At 61.7% G+C, this 16609-nt stretch carries 17 protein-coding genes, 1 tRNA gene and 1 pseudogene; 11 read left to right on the top strand and 8 right to left on the bottom strand.

Features of this window, described 5'->3' with window-relative positions; translation table 11 throughout:
* Nucleotides 1-88 precede the first annotated feature (88 nt).
* On the top strand, nt 89-1225 hold the full coding sequence (locus C8N43_RS17490; protein WP_107847023.1) for an MFS transporter: 1137 nt from the start codon (nt 89-91) through the stop codon (nt 1223-1225).
* Between the two features lie 88 nt (nt 1226-1313).
* Here C8N43_RS17490 and C8N43_RS17485 read toward each other — a convergent pair whose 3' ends face one another.
* Nucleotides 1314-2477, bottom strand: a complete 1164-nt coding sequence (locus C8N43_RS17485) for an alpha-hydroxy acid oxidase (RefSeq protein ID WP_107847022.1) — start codon at nt 2475-2477, stop codon at nt 1314-1316.
* Between the two features lie 135 nt (nt 2478-2612).
* Between C8N43_RS17485 and C8N43_RS17480 the strand changes: the two genes are divergently transcribed.
* A complete protein-coding gene (locus C8N43_RS17480; RefSeq protein WP_107847021.1) occupies nt 2613-3719 on the top strand; it encodes an Acg family FMN-binding oxidoreductase in 1107 nt (368 codons plus the stop codon).
* The gene (locus C8N43_RS17475; protein ID WP_107847020.1) at nt 3712-4158 is read left to right on the top strand and encodes a MarR family winged helix-turn-helix transcriptional regulator; all 447 of its coding nucleotides are present in this window, start codon (nt 3712-3714) and stop codon (nt 4156-4158) included. Before C8N43_RS17480 ends, C8N43_RS17475 begins: the two co-directional genes overlap by 8 nt.
* Here the strand turns inward: C8N43_RS17475 and C8N43_RS17470 are convergent.
* Both C8N43_RS17470 and trpA read right to left on the bottom strand, forming a co-directional pair.
* Nucleotides 4155-5621, bottom strand: coding sequence for an alpha/beta hydrolase (locus C8N43_RS17470; RefSeq protein WP_107847019.1), 1467 nt, complete (start codon nt 5619-5621; stop codon nt 4155-4157). The genes C8N43_RS17475 and C8N43_RS17470 overlap by 4 nt on opposite strands.
* 33 nt (nt 5622-5654) lie before the next feature.
* On the bottom strand, nt 5655-6446 hold the full coding sequence (gene trpA / locus C8N43_RS17465; protein WP_107847018.1) for a tryptophan synthase subunit alpha: 792 nt from the start codon (nt 6444-6446) through the stop codon (nt 5655-5657).
* 167 nt (nt 6447-6613) lie between these two features.
* Between trpA and C8N43_RS17460 the strand changes: the two genes are divergently transcribed.
* The 3 genes from C8N43_RS17460 to C8N43_RS17450 all read left to right on the top strand — a co-directional run bounded on the left by C8N43_RS17460 (nt 6614) and on the right by C8N43_RS17450 (nt 9077).
* The gene (locus C8N43_RS17460) at nt 6614-7453 is read left to right on the top strand and encodes a PhzF family phenazine biosynthesis protein (RefSeq protein WP_107847017.1); all 840 of its coding nucleotides are present in this window, start codon (nt 6614-6616) and stop codon (nt 7451-7453) included.
* Between the two features lie 54 nt (nt 7454-7507).
* Nucleotides 7508-8605 carry a redox-regulated ATPase YchF gene (gene ychF / locus C8N43_RS17455; RefSeq protein WP_107847016.1) on the top strand — a complete coding sequence of 366 codons (1098 nt, stop codon included), beginning with the start codon at nt 7508-7510 and terminating at the stop codon, nt 8603-8605.
* Between the two features lie 91 nt (nt 8606-8696).
* Nucleotides 8697-9077, top strand: coding sequence for a hypothetical protein (locus C8N43_RS17450; RefSeq protein ID WP_107847015.1), 381 nt, complete (start codon nt 8697-8699; stop codon nt 9075-9077).
* Here the strand turns inward: C8N43_RS17450 and C8N43_RS17445 are convergent.
* Nucleotides 9029-9511, bottom strand: coding sequence for a hypothetical protein (locus C8N43_RS17445; RefSeq protein ID WP_146174249.1), 483 nt, complete (start codon nt 9509-9511; stop codon nt 9029-9031). The genes C8N43_RS17450 and C8N43_RS17445 overlap by 49 nt on opposite strands.
* Before the next feature lie 163 nt (nt 9512-9674).
* Between C8N43_RS17445 and C8N43_RS17440 the strand changes: the two genes are divergently transcribed.
* Nucleotides 9675-9764, top strand: a tRNA-Ser gene (locus tag C8N43_RS17440).
* Between the two features lie 536 nt (nt 9765-10300).
* Here C8N43_RS17440 and C8N43_RS17435 read toward each other — a convergent pair.
* From C8N43_RS17435 to C8N43_RS17425, 3 genes and pseudogenes are all read right to left on the bottom strand, one after another.
* Nucleotides 10301-11050, bottom strand: coding sequence for a formylglycine-generating enzyme family protein (locus C8N43_RS17435; RefSeq protein ID WP_107847013.1), 750 nt, complete (start codon nt 11048-11050; stop codon nt 10301-10303).
* Nucleotides 11051-11066: 16 nt separating this feature from the next.
* Nucleotides 11067-12284: pseudogene (gene nirK, locus C8N43_RS17430) on the bottom strand (copper-containing nitrite reductase).
* A gap of 55 nt (nt 12285-12339) precedes the next feature.
* Entirely contained in the window at nt 12340-12780 is a 441-nt protein-coding gene (locus C8N43_RS17425) for a pseudoazurin (RefSeq protein ID WP_107847012.1), read from the bottom strand.
* A gap of 162 nt (nt 12781-12942) precedes the next feature.
* Here C8N43_RS17425 and C8N43_RS17420 point away from each other — a divergent pair, with 162 nt between their 5' ends.
* On the top strand, nt 12943-13671 hold the full coding sequence (locus C8N43_RS17420; RefSeq protein ID WP_107847011.1) for a Crp/Fnr family transcriptional regulator: 729 nt from the start codon (nt 12943-12945) through the stop codon (nt 13669-13671).
* On the opposite strand, the gene C8N43_RS17415 is transcribed toward C8N43_RS17420, so the two are convergent.
* Entirely contained in the window at nt 13666-13875 is a 210-nt protein-coding gene (locus tag C8N43_RS17415; RefSeq protein WP_107847010.1) for a DUF1858 domain-containing protein, read from the bottom strand. The two genes, C8N43_RS17420 and C8N43_RS17415, sit on opposite strands and share 6 nt — an antisense overlap.
* Before the next feature lie 120 nt (nt 13876-13995).
* On the opposite strand from C8N43_RS17415, the gene C8N43_RS17410 reads away from it, so the two are divergent.
* The 3 genes from C8N43_RS17410 to C8N43_RS17400 are packed head-to-tail and all read left to right on the top strand — an operon-like array spanning nt 13996 to nt 16608.
* Entirely contained in the window at nt 13996-14448 is a 453-nt protein-coding gene (locus C8N43_RS17410; RefSeq protein WP_107847009.1) for a c-type cytochrome, read from the top strand.
* A 12-nt stretch (nt 14449-14460) separates the two neighbouring features.
* A complete protein-coding gene (locus C8N43_RS17405; RefSeq protein ID WP_107847008.1) occupies nt 14461-15810 on the top strand; it encodes a cbb3-type cytochrome c oxidase subunit I in 1350 nt (449 codons plus the stop codon).
* Nucleotides 15811-15813: 3 nt separating this feature from the next.
* Nucleotides 15814-16608, top strand: coding sequence for a CbbQ/NirQ/NorQ/GpvN family protein (locus tag C8N43_RS17400; RefSeq protein WP_107847007.1), 795 nt, complete (start codon nt 15814-15816; stop codon nt 16606-16608).
* Nucleotide 16609 lies beyond the last annotated feature (1 nt).

Genomic DNA, 16609 nt, shown 5'->3' with positions numbered 1-16609 from the left:
GCCGTATAGGGGGGAATCGTGAGGTTGGGAAGGGGGTTTGGCGCGTTTTTCGTTGTGAGCGTGCAGGATCAGGTATAGCGCGGATTCCATGTCCGTGCGCACCGCCCTTGCCCTGTCCCGAACGCCTGCCCTGGGCTTCGTTGTTGTCGGCCTCTACTGGGGCGGCTTGGCGACGCTTGTGCCGGAGCTGAAGGCGCGGATCGGAGCGAGTGACGCACAGTTCGGGTTGCTGCTGCTGGGCACCTCGATCGGCTTGCTGACCACGATGGTGCTGGCCCCGGCGCTGGACCGCGCAATGGGGCAGTGGTCAATGGTGGTCGCGGCTGTGGCGCTCGCCGCGGCGTTTCTTGCGCCGGGGCTGGTGGTGACACCACTTGGCTTCTTCGTTGCGATGATCTTTTGCGGGATGGCGTCGGGGATGCTGGACGTGATCATGAATGCAAGGGTGTCAGAGCTGGAGACAGCCCACGCGCGCCCGTTGATGAACGCCAACCACGGTGTGTTCTCCGTGGCCTATGCCTGCGCGGCGCTGGGCACCGGGCTCGCGCGGGAGGCGGCGCTGCCGCCGGTGGCCGTGTTTCTTGTCATCGGCGGTCTTGTCCTGTCCTTCGCATGGCGGATGCGCATGGCGCCCGCGCCGGTCGACGAAGCGCCGGAGGGGGCGGACGGCTTTCCTTACGGTGTTGTCCTGCTATGCGGCGCGATAGTGCTTGTCGCTTTCATGACCGAAGCCTCCGTTGAAGCCTGGTCTGCCTTACATATCGAACGCACCTTGGGCGGGCGCGCAGCCGAGGGCGCCTTGGGACCCGCGATGCTGGGGATTACGATGGCTGTGGGGCGCTTCGGCGGCCAGGCGGTGTCAGAGCGGATGAGCGATCTGGCAGTGATCTTCGCGGGCTGCGCACTTGCGGTGATGGGCGTCAGTTTCGTGGCGCTGGCGCAGGTGACCTGGGTGGCCTATGCGGGCTTCGGGATGATGGGCCTGGGTGTCTCGGCTATCGGGCCGATCGGGTTGGCGCTGGTGGGCCGCATGGTGCCGCCGCATGTCCGCACCAAGGCCATCTCGCGCGCGGCGGTCATGGGGTTCTTCGGTTTCTTCCTGGCGCCGGCGGCGATGGGCGTGATCTCAGAAGGCTTCGGCTTGCGCGTGGCTTTCGCGGCCATTGGGGTGCTGTTGCTGGCGCTGATCCCGCTGGCCCTGGAGATCCGGCGTCGCGGGCCGTGATCCAGCGGAGCGCGTTCCGCGCACGCCATTCCTTATTGGGGGCCAGCCCCCAAACCCCCGCCGTATTTGCCGAACAAAGAAAGAGCGACTAGGCCCAGTCGCCGTAGAAATCCCGTGGGACTAGCAGGTTGTGTTTGTCGAGGTTGTGCACGTCCCGCTCGCCGCAGAGCGCCATGGTTGTGTCGAGCTCCGTGTGGATGACGCGCAAGGCTTCTTCGACGCCCTTCTGGCCCATAGCGCCGAGACCGTAGACGAAGGCGCGGCCGATATAGGTGCCATGCGCGCCCATGGCGAGCGCCTTGAGCACGTCCTGGCCGGAGCGGATGCCGCTGTCGAGATGCACTTCGATCTTGTCGCCCACGGCCTCCAGGATCGAGGGCAGCGCTTTGATTGACGACATCGCGCCATCAAGCTGCCGTCCGCCATGGTTGGAGACGATGATGGCATCTGCGCCAATGTTGAGCGCCTGCTTGGCGTCGTCGGCGTCGAGGATGCCCTTCAGGACCATCTTGCCGTCCCACTTGCGACGGTATTCCATGACCGTGTCCCAGTTGAGCCGCGGGTCGAATTGCTGGGCGGTCCAGGAATGCAGGCTGGAGATATCGTCCACGTCCTGCGCATGGCCCACAATATTGCGGAAGCTGCGGCGATGCGTACCCAGCATCTGCAGCCCCCACCGCCACTTGGTCATCAGATCGAGTATCGTGTGCGGCGCGAGTTTGATCGGCACCGAAAGGCCGTTCTTGATGTCCTTGTGGCGCTGGCCGAGGATTTGCAGATCGAGCGTCAGCACCAGCGCGTCGCACTCGGCAGCCTTGGCGCGGGCCAGAAGGTTGTCGACGAATTTCTCATCGCGCATCACGTAGAGCTGGAACCAGAAGGGGGCGGTGGTGTTCTCGGCCACGTCCTCGATCGAACAGACAGACATCGTCGACAGGGTGAAGGGCACGCCGAAATTCTCGGCCGCCTTGGCCGCCAGGATCTCGCCGTCGGCGTGCTGCATGCCGGTCGAGCCGACAGGGGCCAAGGCCACTGGCATCGCCACATCGCGACCGATCATCTGCGATTTGGTCGTGCGGCCTTCCATGTTCACCGCCACGCGCTGGCGCAGTTTGATCAGGTCGAAATCGGAGGAATTCTCGCGAAAGGTCTGCTCGGTCCAGCTGCCGCTTTCGCAATAATCATAAAACATCTTCGGCGTGCGCCGCTTGTAGATGCGTTTCAGATCCTCGATCTCGGTGATTTTGGGCATTTCTCAGTCCTGACGGGCGATATTGGTTAGGTCTCATTACCAATTTGGCAGTTTTCGAGTCAATGAGCTGTTTTTTCTTGATTGATCCGATATCGAACTATATTGGTGCGATATCGAATTATATTGGAGATCGACATGACCCTCTCTCGCAGAAAAACACTCGCCCTGATCGGGGGCGGAACCCTGTTCGCCGCCAGCGCTGCCGCAGGCGGTTTCCTCGCCACCCGCACGCCCCACAAGGCACTTGCGCCCTGGGATCAGGCGGGGGCTGCCAGTGATCCGCGCCTGCGCGCGCTGTCCTATGGCCTGCTTGCGCCGAACCCCCACAACCGCCAGCCGTGGGAGGTGGAGCTGGTGGGCGAGGACGCGTTCAACGTTTGGCGTGATCCGGAGCGGGACCTGCCGGTCACCGATCCGTTTGCGCGGCAGTTGACCATCGGGATGGGCTGCTTTCTGGAGCTGACGCGCATGGCCGCGGCCGAGGCGGGACTCACGATGAAGATGGATCTGTTTCCGGACGGCGAAGATGGTCCGGTCGCGAGTTGCCGTCTTGTTCCGGGCGCGCAAAAAGACCCGTTGTTTGCCCATGTGATGGAGCGGCGCAGTCACAAGGAAGCGTTTGATCCGACACCTGTCACGGCAGAGGCCGCGGCGCCGCTTGCGCCCTACGGGACGCTTTATCTTGGCGGAGCACAGGCCGACCGGCTGCGCGAGATCGCGGAGCAGGCATGGATGATCGAGGCCACGACCGCCGATGCATGGCAGGAAAGCATCGATCTGCTGCGGATCGGCAAGGCGGAGATCAACGCGCAGCCCGACGGGATCGACGCAGGCGGCCCGTTCCTGGAATCGTTGGCGCTGGCGGGGGTCTTCACCCGCGAGGCGGCGGCGGACCCTAACAATCCGGGCACGAAGGGCGCGATCGAGGATACGCGGGCCGCGATCCTCGGCACACCTGCCTTTGTTGTTCAGAGCAGTGCGGGCAACAGTCGGACCGACCAGATCGAGACCGGTGCCCGGTGGCTGCGGCTCAATCTGGCGGCGACGGGTGCAGGGCTGGCATTGCGTCCGGTCAGTCAGGCGCTTCAGGAATACGAGGAGATGGCCGAGGTTTTCGAGGCCATTCACACCGAGTTCGCCCCAGGCGGCGAGACGGTTCAAATGCTGGGGCTGTTGGGCTACGGTGCGCAGACGCCACGCACGCCGCGCTGGCCGCTGGAGACCCGCCTGAGGAATGCCTGACCGCAACGACGCCGACTACTTTCGCCTGTTCAATGAGATCGGCATCCTGGAACAACTCAGCCGCGCCTTCTTGGAGGCGCAGCTGCCCAAGGGTTTGATTGCGCCGCATTTCGCGGTGCTCAACCACCTGATCCGGGTGGGTGATGGGCGGACGCCGCTGCAGCTGGCACGGGCGTTTCAGGTGCCCAAGACCTCTATGACGCATACGCTTGCCGGGCTGGAGAAGCACGGTCTGGTGAAGATGCGCCCCAATCCCGATGACGCCCGGTCCAAGCAGGTCTGGCTGCAAGAGGCTGGCCGTTCGGTGCGCGACGCCGCGATCACTGGCATGGGCCCGGATTTCGCGCAGCTCCGTGATGTCGTCACCGCCGATGATTTGGCGCAGGTGCTACCTGTGCTGGAGCGCCTGCGCAAACACCTCGACGCCGCGCGGGATTAGGCGGCGAACATCGGGAAGCTTACGCCGATGGCCCAGGCCAGGATCAGACCCAGCCCAAGCCCTGCTGTCGTGGCCCCGGCGCGACGGGCCACCCAGCGACCCATCAAGCCGTGGACCGCGAAGAACAGGATCAGCACAGGGAAGGTGATCAGGATGAAGCCGAGGCCTTCGGGGTCGAGAAGCGCAGGGATCGCGAGCGAGATTAGGAAGGCCAGCCGCAGCACCACGCGCCGCCACAGTGGCGCATGACCGGCGGCGCTGAGGCTCGCATCGGCGACCATGGCGGGGATGGTGCCGAGCGCCAGCATGGCCACGATGAAAAGGCGACCCTCCGTGGGCACGAAACTGGCGGCATAGCGGTCCAGCAGCAGGCCGAAAACGGCAATACCCCAGACCACCAAGAGCGCTATGCCTGCGAGCGACGGGCGCGGCAAGCTCGGGCGCAGAAGCACAAGCTGCAGGATGCCCAGAAGCGCGAGGTGGATCAGCAGGTAGTCTGCCACGAGGACTGGGAGAAACGGAGTGTAGACCAGCATTGCCAGGAGCGGAGCGGCGAGCATCGGTGCCAGGGTCGCGATCAGGAAGCGCCGGGTCGGGAGAGGTGCAGCGCGTTCGGTTAGCGGCAAAAGGCTTGCGAGAGGGCGGAAGAGAAGCACCGCGCCGCCCAGTAGTGCGAGGATCCACGGGCCGATTGTCACTGGCTGCGTGTTGCTAGACCGGCCGAATGCGGTGTCGAGCCAGGCATTCGCCTCGCGCAAAGCGGTGGGAGCATAGAGCACGCCGATATGTCCAACATAGGGTGCCACCGCCGTGCGGCGGGTAGTACCGGAGGCAGCGACCGTTTCGCCTTCGATCGCCTGAGGGTCGACAAGCCGGGCCGTGCGCAGAGCCTCCGCACGCAAGCGCGTCTCCGTCCCGCCGGAAATTGTCAGCAGCATGTCAGGCTCTGACGCCGTGACCGCGCCGGAAAACGATGAGACTGCCACCAGCGCATCGACATCGCCGTCCTGCAGCGCGGCCCGGATGATTACGTCAGTGGCCATTGAGTGGCCCAGAAGGGCCAGCTCGCCCGTGAAGCCGGGCAGGGTGCGGGCGTGGTCGACGACCGTGCGGGTTTGGGCAACCAAAAGCGCGGTAGTACCATCTAGGCGCGTGACATCGCCGCCCATGGGTTCGGGATGGCGCCCGTGCCCTTCGACATCGTAGCTCAGCACCCGGTAGCCCGCGCGGGCGAGGGTCAGGGCGTAGGCGTCCATCAGCTGGCGCGAGCCTGCGAAACCATGGGCAATGATGACCGTGGGGGCTTCAGCCGAGCCGTTATAGAGCGTGGCGGGCGTGGGTCCGATTGCAAGTACCGTGCGTTCAATGCCAGCCCGCTCGCGTTCCAGAAAAACGATCGAGATCAGGATCGCCACGGCGCCAATAGCGGCGCAGAGCAGATTGATGAGACGGGCGCGGGTCATTGGCGCGGAACCTAGCGCGCGCCGCGATCGGGGCTAGGCGCTGTGCGCGCCATCCGCGAGCGACTTGACGAAGGCCAGCACGTCTTCGGTGCTTTCACCGGCGGCGATCTTGGCGACAATGGCGGAGCCCACGACGGTGCCGTCGGCCACGCTTGCGACCTCGCGTGCGGTCTCGGGCGTCTTCACGCCGAAGCCCACGATGACCGGCAGGTCGGTCGAAGACTTGATCCGTGCGACCTCGGGGGCAACGTCGCCCGCCTGCGCCTCTGCCGCGCCGGTGATGCCGGTGATCGAGACGTAGTAGACAAAGCCGGAGGTATTTTGCAGTACCTTGGGCAAGCGCTTGTCGTCGGTCGTGGGCGTGGCCAGACGGATGAAGTTCAGGCCCGCTTTTTGGGCGGGGATGCACAGCTCTGCGTCTTCCTCTGGTGGCAAGTCGACGATGATCATGCCGTCGATCCCAGCGTCCTTGGCCTCAGCCAGGAACCGGTCGACGCCGCGTGAATAGATCGGGTTGTAATAGCCCATCATCACGATGGGCGTGGTGTCGTCGCACGCGCGAAAGTCGCGCACGAATTGCAGGAATTTCTCGAGCGTCATGCCCGCCTCGAGCGCGCGCTGACCCGCCAGCTGGATCGTCTCGCCATCGGCCATGGGATCAGTGAAAGGCAGGCCCAGTTCAATGATGTCGACGCCAGCGGCGGGCAGGCCCTTGACGACCTCCAGCGCGCGGGCCTCGTTGGGGTCGCCGGCCATCACATAGGTGACGAAAGCCTTTTTCCCCTCGGCGCGCAGCCGCGCGAATGTGTCATCGATGCGAGTCATGGTCGTCGTCCCCTGGCGTTCAAGCTTCACGGGGTGTGCACCAGATGGCGGGGGGAAATCAACGGGGCGGAGTGCGAAATATTGCGCTGTGTCATGCCGGGCATCACGAATGGTGGTTTGCCGGGGCAGGGTGGCCATGGTTGGGTGTCGCCAAAAGGAGACGCGCGATGGAAGTTCAGCGATTGGCGGCCTTTGCCGAAGGCGAAGCGGGCGGCAACCCGGCGGGGGTAGTCCTGTGCGACGTGCTGCCCGCGGAGGCAGAGATGCAGCGTGTCGCCGCCGAGGTGGGGTATTCCGAGACCGTGTTTGCGGCGCCCCAAGGCGAGGCGTGGCGAACCCGCTACTTTGCGCCCGAGGCTGAGGTGCCGTTTTGTGGCCATGCGACCATCGCGCTGGGCTCGGCTTTATCGGCCGCGCATGGGGCCGGGGAGTATGCGCTGGTCTTGAATGATGGTGAGATCAGCGTGACGGCGGGGGCGGATGGGCTGGTGAGCCTCGTGTCGCCGCCGACATCTTTTGAGACGGTCGCCGACGAAGTTTTGGACGAAGGTTTGGCGCTGTTCGGATGGGATCGCACGAACCTGTCGGACGAGATTGCGCCCGCGGTGGTGCGCGCCGGATCGGCGCAATTTCTGGTGCTGCCCTTGGCGAAGGCCGAGGATTTACGCGACATGGCCTACGATTTCGACGACGGCGCCGCCTTCATGCGAGAGCACGGGTTCATAACTCTGCATCTCTACTGGCGCGCCGCATCGGACCTGGTCCATGTGCGCAACCCGTTCGCGGGCCATGGTGTCTACGAGGACCCGGCCACCGGGGCGTCGGCCAGCGCGGTGGCGGGATATCTGCGGGACGCGGGCGGGCGGGGCGGGCCTTACACCGCGCTGCAGGGCGTGGAAATGGGCGCGCCATCGCGGCTGGAAATCGCCGCGTTGGAAGGTGCGGGCGCGCCCGTGCGCGTGTCGGGCCGCACCCGGGTCATTGCGGACGCACCCCCTTCCACTTGACCCCGGCCCACCCGCGCCCCTACATGCCGCTCGACACCGGCCAAGGAGAAAGTGATGGGTTTCAAGATGGGCATTGTGGGGCTGCCGAATGTGGGCAAGTCGACGCTGTTTAATGCGCTGACCCGGACCGCGGCGGCGCAGGCGGCGAACTTCCCCTTCTGCACGATCGAGCCCAATGTGGGCGAGGTGGCGGTGCCGGATTCGCGGCTGGACAAGCTGGCGGCGATCGCGAGCTCCAAGCAGATCATCCCGGCGCGTATGACCTTCGTCGACATCGCGGGGCTGGTGAAAGGGGCATCCAAGGGCGAAGGCCTCGGCAACCAGTTCTTGGCCAACATCCGCGAGACCGACGCCATCGCCCATGTGCTGCGCTGTTTTGAGGACAGCGACATCACCCATGTCGACGGGCGTGTCGACCCGGTGGCCGATGCCGAGGTCATCGAGACCGAGCTGATGCTGGCCGACATGGAGAGCATCGAGAAGCGGCTGGTCAACATCGTGCGCAAGGTGCGCGGCGGCGACAAAGAGGCGGTTCAGCAGGAGCGTTTGCTGAAGGCGGCGATGGAGATGCTGGAAAGCGGGAGCCCCGCTCGGCTGGTCGAAGTCGATGCCGAGGATGCGCGCGCGTGGAAGAACTTGCAACTGCTGACCACCAAACCGATCCTGTATGTGTGCAATGTCGACGAGGCCTCTGCGGCGTCGGGCAATGAGTTTTCGGCCAAGGTGGCCAAGATGGCCGCCGCGCAAGGGGCCGCCCATGTGGTGATCTCCGCCCAGATCGAAGAGGAAATCTCGCAGCTCGAAGAGGACGAAGCCGCGATGTTCCTCGAGGAGATGGGGCTGGAAGAGGCCGGGCTCGACCGGTTGATCCGCGCGGGCTACGAGCTGCTGCATCTCGAGACCTACTTCACCGTGGGCCCGAAAGAAGCACGCGCCTGGACGATCAAGCACGGCACCATGGCCCCGCAGGCAGCGGGCGTCATCCACGGCGATTTCGAGAAGGGTTTCATCCGCGCCGAGACCATCGCCTATGACGACTACATCACGCTGGGCGGGGAGCAACCGGCCAAGGAAGCGGGCAAGATGCGCGCCGAAGGCAAGGGCTACACCGTCAAGGACGGCGATGTTTTGCACTTCCTTTTCAACACTTAAGGCAGGACTTCGCCTAAGACCCGAGCCGTTGACTTTTCCCCATGCCGCAGGGGCTCTGTCGCATTAGGCGTTCTCGCGAGGAGTGCGCGAGATGCTGCAAGATCGAAATCTGGAAGACCAAGCTGAGCCCGTTTCGGCCCTGCGTCTCGTGGGCGCCCGTGATGGCCCCCTGTTGCAGGTGATCTGCGCGCCTGATTTGCTGGATGCCGCGATGGACGAGCTGCAAGGCCTGCCCGCGCTGGTCTATCTACGTGGCGAGCTGCGCTTGCAGAGCTGCGCGTTTGAAGGGGCAAGCGACGACCGTGTCACCCACACGATCCATCCCGAGGGCGCGACAGCCATTGAAGCGTGCGAAGCCATAATCGCCCATGCAGCGCGGCTCAAGATGTTGCCATCCAGGGCCGCCGCGCGTCTCGGGCAAAACTATCGAGACGCGCGCAAGATCCTCGAGGCCTCCGCCCAATCGGCGTGATCGGCCAGTACCCCCATCTGGCGCGCGATCAGATACTCGCCCGTTGGGGTCACCGAGACAGCCGCAATGTTCATCGCGGCACGGGTCTGACCTCGCGCCAGCGCGTCCAGGAATTCGCGGGTGTTCATCGACACGATGACCGCCTTTAACGCGGTGAGCCTGTCAATGTAGCGCCGCGCGGATTGCGCCAACTCAGGCGCGTCCGAGCTGTTGCCACTGATATGGTCGAGTGCGCGCGTACAGCTGTCGGCCAGAGTGACCTCCAGGCTCTGTTGCGGACTGCGCTCCTGATGCCGCGCGCGGTTTTCGAAATACGCGCAGGTCTTGGCGCCGACCTCGCGCTCGAACGCATCCTGTGATGGCTCGGCCTGCGCCGCTACCACCGTGAGAGACGCGGCGGTCACGATAGCGCCCAATGTCCAGAATCTTTGCACGGCTCACCCTCCTGTTCCACGCTGAAGCGCGTTGTTTTGTGGGCAGCTTAGCAAAAACTCTCGTAAATCCATCACCTTTTCGTACGCATGCCGGCCATACCGCGGGGCCTGCACATAAATTTTGCGGTTGCTGCGTTGCGGAGGTGCCGCTAAACGGGTCGACGGAGACGTGGCCGAGTGGTCGAAGGCGCTCCCCTGCTAAGGGAGTAGGCGGGAAACCGTCTCGAGGGTTCGAATCCCTTCGTCTCCGCCACTAAGCCTTGATTTTAAATATACAAATTGATTGATTTTTTTTTACCCGCCTAAATGCCCGCCAAGCTGAAAGCGATTGCGTGCGATCGATTGCTATGGGCACAGTTTGATTAGTGATCCGTGGGGAACTGTAATGGAGAACGCTTCGGATACGCTGGGCTTCGTCGTCGCGCGCGCCGACATGGGTTTTCTCAACGCTGTGCGAGCTCGAGTGCCTGTCCATCGCCATCATGTCTTGAGTTAGTTCCGGCCCTTAGCGGACCTTCGACCTTCCTTCGAGATACTGCGGTCGCAGCCCGCTTACCGGACATTCGCTGCAGGCGGATGGTTCAACGCTGTCGAACTCACAGTTCGCGGACGAAGCGGACTTGTGCACTTGCAGCTATTGCTTACGCAGAAAGTTATTGCGGCTGCGGCATCGGGTTGGTTGTCCTGGGCCTCTACGACACGAAGCGGTCGTTCGATCATATTGTTCGATCAATTGCTCGTCTCGTGCGCTTCGCCTGCTTGGGAAATCGCATAGAACTTGTCACGTGTTCAAACCGCTTTGTCACTAATCAGACGCATCCCAAGGTGGGCCGGTGGCGTTCCAACAGCACAACGGCCACGCGCGGGATCGCGCACCAGATAAGACATCGCTGCCAAATGCTCTCCACCCACGAAGAACGCCGGACAGCGATCAGGAGCGGTACCACCATCCAGTCCATCGTAACATTCCATTGTCCATTCCCAGACACTGCCGTCGAGATCGACAACGCCTTCGGGGGAAGCAGAAGAGCTGCCTTGAGGCTTGAGCGCCCGTGGGGCCAGGCCCTCAACAAGATAGCTGGATGCCCATGTTAACGACGGGTCAGTAAAGATTGGATTGGGTTTCTCGGGAAGAACCGTGGCGGCCATAGAATTCCATTCTTCAGCGGTCGGCAGCCGGAAACTATGGCGGCTTCTTTTGTTGATCCAAGAGAGATACTGCTGAACGTCCACATAGCTCAGCCCCGTTGCTGGTGTTGTAGCGGGGTTCTGATCAGGTCGCGCGCGCAAAGTCAGCTCACAGGCACCCTCGTCCGCGCATCTGTTCCATTCAGTTACGGTGACTTCATACTTTTGCACGTAGACCGAACGCCCGTCCGGCAAAATGACGACCTGTTCGGCCATCACCGGCAAGTAAGCTAGATCCGGGCCGCGCTGCGTGAGCGCGACCCAGGCGATGCTTGCCGCCGCAAGACCCAGGATGGCGAAACGAAGGGACGTTTTACCAAGTCTTGTTTCTGAGTTTGCAGCGGCCGACATCGGTCCTCCTCCTCTCTTAGGTCTCAAAGCTGCGCGGAGCGACAACTTGCTCCATGAGGGCATTGTCCCATTGACCTTCGACCACCACGTGAGCGGTCGCCCCGAGCATCACACCCTCGATGAGGTTGTGGTTCACGTAGGCATAAACGCCCGGTTGTTCGAAGGTGTACATCGCTGCGACAGCGCTGCCGCCACGCACAAACCAGGTTTCCATGTCCTGCAGAGGCGCGTCCGTGAACGAGCTTTCCCAGACATAGTTGCCATGCCCGCCGATCAAGTGGGGACGGGAATCCCGGTTGGCCTGATTGTGGACCATCAGCACAGTCTCACCAACCTTGGCTTTGATTGCGCCTTCGCCGGTAAGGGCACCCACGGCACCGTTGAACACCGAATGGGTCGGGATCAGGCCACGCATCACCTCAAGGCTGTCGGCATAGTCGTCGCCTGCCGCCTCATAGGTGCGGTAGTCGCCGTTTTCGTCCTTGGGCAGATAATAATCCTGCTCACCGAAGTACGCGATTCTGTCATAGCGTAGCGGATTGCCGTCCTTGTCCTTCAACCCGTCGCGCGGCAGCACCATGATGGCGCCGTTCATGCCGTGCGTGACGTGATAGGGGATCATGTCGCCACCCCGTGCACAGTGATAGGTGAAGCAGCCCGGTTTCGTCGCCTTCCAGCGCAGCACGCATTCCTCACCGGGATAGACATGGGTCAGGCCACCGCCACCCAAAGCGCCGGTTGATGCGTGGAAGTCGATGTTGTGTTCCATCATGCCCGACGTGGGGTTGCGCAGGGTCAGTTCGACCATGTCGCCTTCATGCACGATGATCAGCGGACCAGGAACGGAACCGTTGTATGTCAGTGCCCAGACGCTTGCGCCGTTGTCCTCGTCGACGACCATCAGGCGTTCTTCGGTTTCCATGGTGATTTCGACGATCTTGGGACCTCCGACTGCCACCTGATCATGTTTGGGCGCGAATGGCGGTGGCACGAGTTCCTGCTTCACACGGGTGTATCCCGACAGATCAGCAGGTTTGGCATCTGTTGCGGACTCTTCCTTTCACGCAGCGTTGTAGATTTTGGCCGATGCGGCGTTGATGCCGTGCAGCTTGGGTGCCCGCGGTGCAGCCATTGCCCCGGCTCCCGTCATTGCAGCGGCACCGGCGAGCATGCTGCCTCGCAAGACGTTGCGGCGGCTCGTTTTCATGAGGCCTGGATTGATGAATTTGGTCATGGTTCCCTCCTTTGGGGTTTGGTTCCGGTTGGCGGACGTTACGTCCGCCGATCCGTTAATTCGTTGCGAGATTGGCGAGCTGTGCTTCGAACCGCTCTTTGGCTTTTGGCGGCACACGGCCTTCGAAGAAGTCGCCGGGCACCTCGACGTCACCAACGGCGATGGTCATCACCATGCCCATGGCAAAGTGCGGTTTGCAGATCACCCCATAGACGCCTTCCGCGTCCAAAGTGACCTCGATTTCTTCGTTGATCTTGCCTTTGAACCCCTCTGCGCCCTCCGGCATCATGCCCTTGTTCACTTCGGCGTTGTGGCCCTTGTCGGCAGCGATGAACTTGATCGTGTCACCGGGCTGCGCCTGGATGAAGGCAGGTTCGAAAACCATACGTTCCCCATCCGCGCCCTTGTTGAGCATCTGAACCTCGAAGGTCTCAGCAAAAGCTGCGCCACCCATCAAGGCGGCGAGAGCGAGACCGGATAAAACCGTGCGAAGCATCTTCGTTTTCCTTTCCGTTCGGGTTATTCGTTTAGGACAAGATTAAGATTTTCGACGAAGAGAACTTTGCGCTGGCTCAAACTCAAATTCGATCGCGCTATTGGTGACTCCGAACCGATAAGCGATGGAAATTACGGTGGATATTGTGGCATGACTGCGTGGATGACCGATTTATCACCTCGCAAGACGCTGCCGCGGCTCGATGAAAGCCTGCTGACGCATCTGCCACCCTTCTCCAAACTGGAGAAGCGTGAGATTCGCACGATCCTGGATCAGGCGACGTCACGCAGGTACAATGAAGGGGTCGCGATTTTTGATGAGGGCGCACCCGCCGAACGCTTCTTCATGTTGCTCGACGGGTATGTGCGGGTGGTGCGGGTGACGCCGACGGGAGAGCAAGTGACGGCTCTGCATATTCCCGCAGGGCAGCTGTTAGGAATCGCAAAAGCGATTGGGCGGGTGACCTACCCAGCGACGGCTATGACCGCGACCGAGTCCATTGTACTTAGTTGGCCAACCCGGCTTTGGGATGGGTTTGTTGCAGACTACGACGGATTTGCGACGGAGACCTACAAAACCGTTGGCGACCGAATGGGAGAAATTCACAACCGGGTGATGGAGATGGCAACCCAGCAAGTCGAACAGAGGGTTGCGAATGCACTGCTTCGACTGATCAACCAGACGGGTCGCAAGGTATCGGACGGGATCGAGATTGATTTTCCAATCACGCGGCAAGATCTTTCGGAACTCACCGCAACCACACTACATACGGCGAGCCGCCTTCTGAGCGCGTGGGAAAAAAAGGGCCTGGTGCAAAGCAAACGTAAGCGCATCAAGGTGCTGAACCCGCACGCCCTTGTCGTGATTTCCCAGCCCAAGAGTGATCTATAGACCCGCAGCTTCCATCAACTCTGCGACAAACACCTCTTCATCCAGACCGTACTCCGCGCATGCGTCGACGATCGTGTGAAACGGGCTGATCAGGCATCCGACGCAAAGCATCTTGTGCCGATTGAACACGGCAATGGTCTTCGGCCAGCGCGACATCAATTCCGACAGCGGCAGGTCGGGATCATCGAGTTTCATCTTTCCCATGTGTCTCTCCTGATGACACGACACTAGACGCCCAAAGAGACGAAACGTTGTGCTGGCGCAAACTTTGACGTTTCGCGCCGCGCTAGAGATCGGTCATCCCGAATTCAAGGAGACCGGCTCATGGCGGAAATTCTCACAAAATCACGGGCGCGAAACATCTTCTACGGGGGCTCGATTTTCTTTGTCGTGGTTTTCGTGGTGATGACCGTCCATTCCCATAGATACGTTGTGAACGTCTCGACGGCAGGTATGCCTCTGAGCGACGAGGTGATTCACGGCAAGCATGTGTGGGAGCAACACTCCTGCATCAATTGTCACAGCCTGCATGGCGAGGGTGCCTATTTCGCGCCTGAAGTCGGCAACGTGATGACCCGCTGGGGCGTGCTCGACAGCCCCGAGGACGCTTTCGAAACCCTCAAGGCCTGGATCGAAAGCCAGCCCAGCGGGATCGAAGGCCGAAGACAAATGCCGAAATACGAACTGACTGATGAGGACATTCGCGGTCTCGCGGAGTTTCTCCGCTGGGCGGATCAGACCGATACGCAGGGCTGGCCGCCAAACGAGGCCGGATAAGGAGACGAAACGATGAAATATCAATCTCAGAAAGTGGCCTATTGGTACTTCCTTGCAGCGATAGCGCTGTTTGGTGTCCAGGTGCTGGGCGGCCTTGTCGCGGGCTGGATCTACGTCTCGCCCAATTTCCTGTCCGAGCTTCTGCCGTTCAATGTGATCCGCATGATTCACACGAACGCTCTGATCGTATGGCTTCTATTGGGGTTCTTTGGTGCGGCGTACTTCCTCATCCCCGAGGAATCCGAGCGCGAGATATGGTCGCCCAAGCTGGCCTATGTCCAGTTGATCATACTCCTCGTGGGCACGTTGGGGGCCGTGGGTTCCTATCTGGTCGGTATCCATGGCGGGCGAGAATTCCTCGAACAACCGCTCTGGGTCAAGTTCGGTATCCTCGTGGCCGCTCTGATCTTCCTTCTCAACATCTCGATGACCGTTCTGGCGGGCAAGAAAACAGCGATCACCAGTGTGCTGCTGATGGGCCTGTGGCTGCTGTCCCTGCTTTGGATCTTTGCCTTCATCAATCCCGACAATCTCAGCCTCGACAAGATGTACTGGTGGTTCGTCGTGCACCTCTGGGTCGAAGCGACCTGGGAACTGGTGATGGCCGCAATCCTCGCCTTCCTGCTTCTGAAACTGACAGGGGTTGACCGCGAAGTGGTCGAGAAATGGCTCTATGTCATCGTCGCCACCGCGCTGTTCTCAGGCATTCTGGGGACCGGTCACCATTTCTACTGGATTGGTCTACCGGGCTATTGGCAGTGGGTCGGCTCGATCTTCTCGACGCTTGAGGTGATCCCGTTTTTCCTGATGATGAGCTTTGCCTTCGTCATGGTCTGGAAGGGTCGCAAAAACCATCCCAACAAGGCGGCACTCTTGTGGTCTCTCGGATCTTCGACGGTCGCCTTCTTTGGCGCAGGCGTATGGGGCTTCTTGCACACACTGCATGGTGTGAACTTCTACAGCCACGGCACGCAGATCACGGCGGCTCACGGGCACCTCGCGTTCTTCGGGGCCTACGTGGCGCTCAATCTCGCGGTCTTCACCTACGCGATGCCGATGCTGCGCGAACGTGCGCCTTATAACCAGGTGCTCAACATGGCGTCGTTCTGGCTGATGACTGGCGGCATGGCGTTCATGACCTTCGTGCTGACCTTCGCAGGAACCATCCAGACACACATGCAGCGAGTGATCGGTGACTACTACATGGACGTGCAGGAAAGCCTGTCGGTGTTCTACCTGATGCGCTTTGGCGCGGGGGCTGCCGTGGTGCTCGGTGCACTTCTGTTCATCTATTCGATGCTGGTGGTGCGTGATCGCGAGATCATCGCGCCAGGACCCACCGCCTCGGTTCCGGGAGAATAGGTCATGAATATCGCAACCACACCAAAGCTGCCGTTTTACCAAGCAACCGGACGCGAATGCGACCTTTTTGAAACGGCCCATGATAACGGTTTGCCCCTTCTTCTGAAGGGGCCGACCGGCTGCGGCAAGACGCGTTTTGTCGAGCACATGGCAGCTAAGCTGGGCAAACCGCTCTACACGGTTGCCTGCCATGATGACTTGTCGGCAGCGGACCTGATCGGTCGCTATCTGCTGAAAGGCGGCGAGACGGTCTGGGTCGATGGCCCCGTGACCCGTGCCGTGCGAGAGGGTGGCATCTGCTACCTCGATGAGGTGGTAGAGGCCCGCAAGGACGTCACAGTCGTTCTGCACCCGCTGACGGACACGCGCCGCACGCTGATGATTGACCGCACGGGCGAAGAGCTCGTGGCACCCGCGTCATTCATGCTGGTAGCCAGCTACAACCCCGGCTACCAGAACGTGCTCAAGCGGTTGAAACCCTCGACCCGGCAGCGGTTTCTGTCGATCAGTTTCGACTTCCCCGATGCGGAGACGGAGATCGCGGTCGTTACCTCCGAAAGCAGGCTAGAGCCGGGGCGCGTCGCGCCGCTGGTCCGGCTCGCGGGTCATATCCGCAACCTGAGCGGCATGGATCTTGAGGAAGGCGTATCGACCCGCCTGTTGATCTATGCCGCGACCCTCATGGTCGGCGGCATGGGCTTGAACCAGGCGCTCGAGGCGGCGATCATCGAGCCGCTGAGCGATGAGCCCGATGTGCAGCAATCGCTGCGCGATCTGGTCAGCACAATCTACGGGTAAG

The organism is Litoreibacter ponti (assembly GCF_003054285.1).
GTDB lineage: Bacteria > Pseudomonadota > Alphaproteobacteria > Rhodobacterales > Rhodobacteraceae > Litoreibacter > Litoreibacter ponti.
This window is presented reverse-complemented; position numbering and strand designations above follow the sequence as displayed.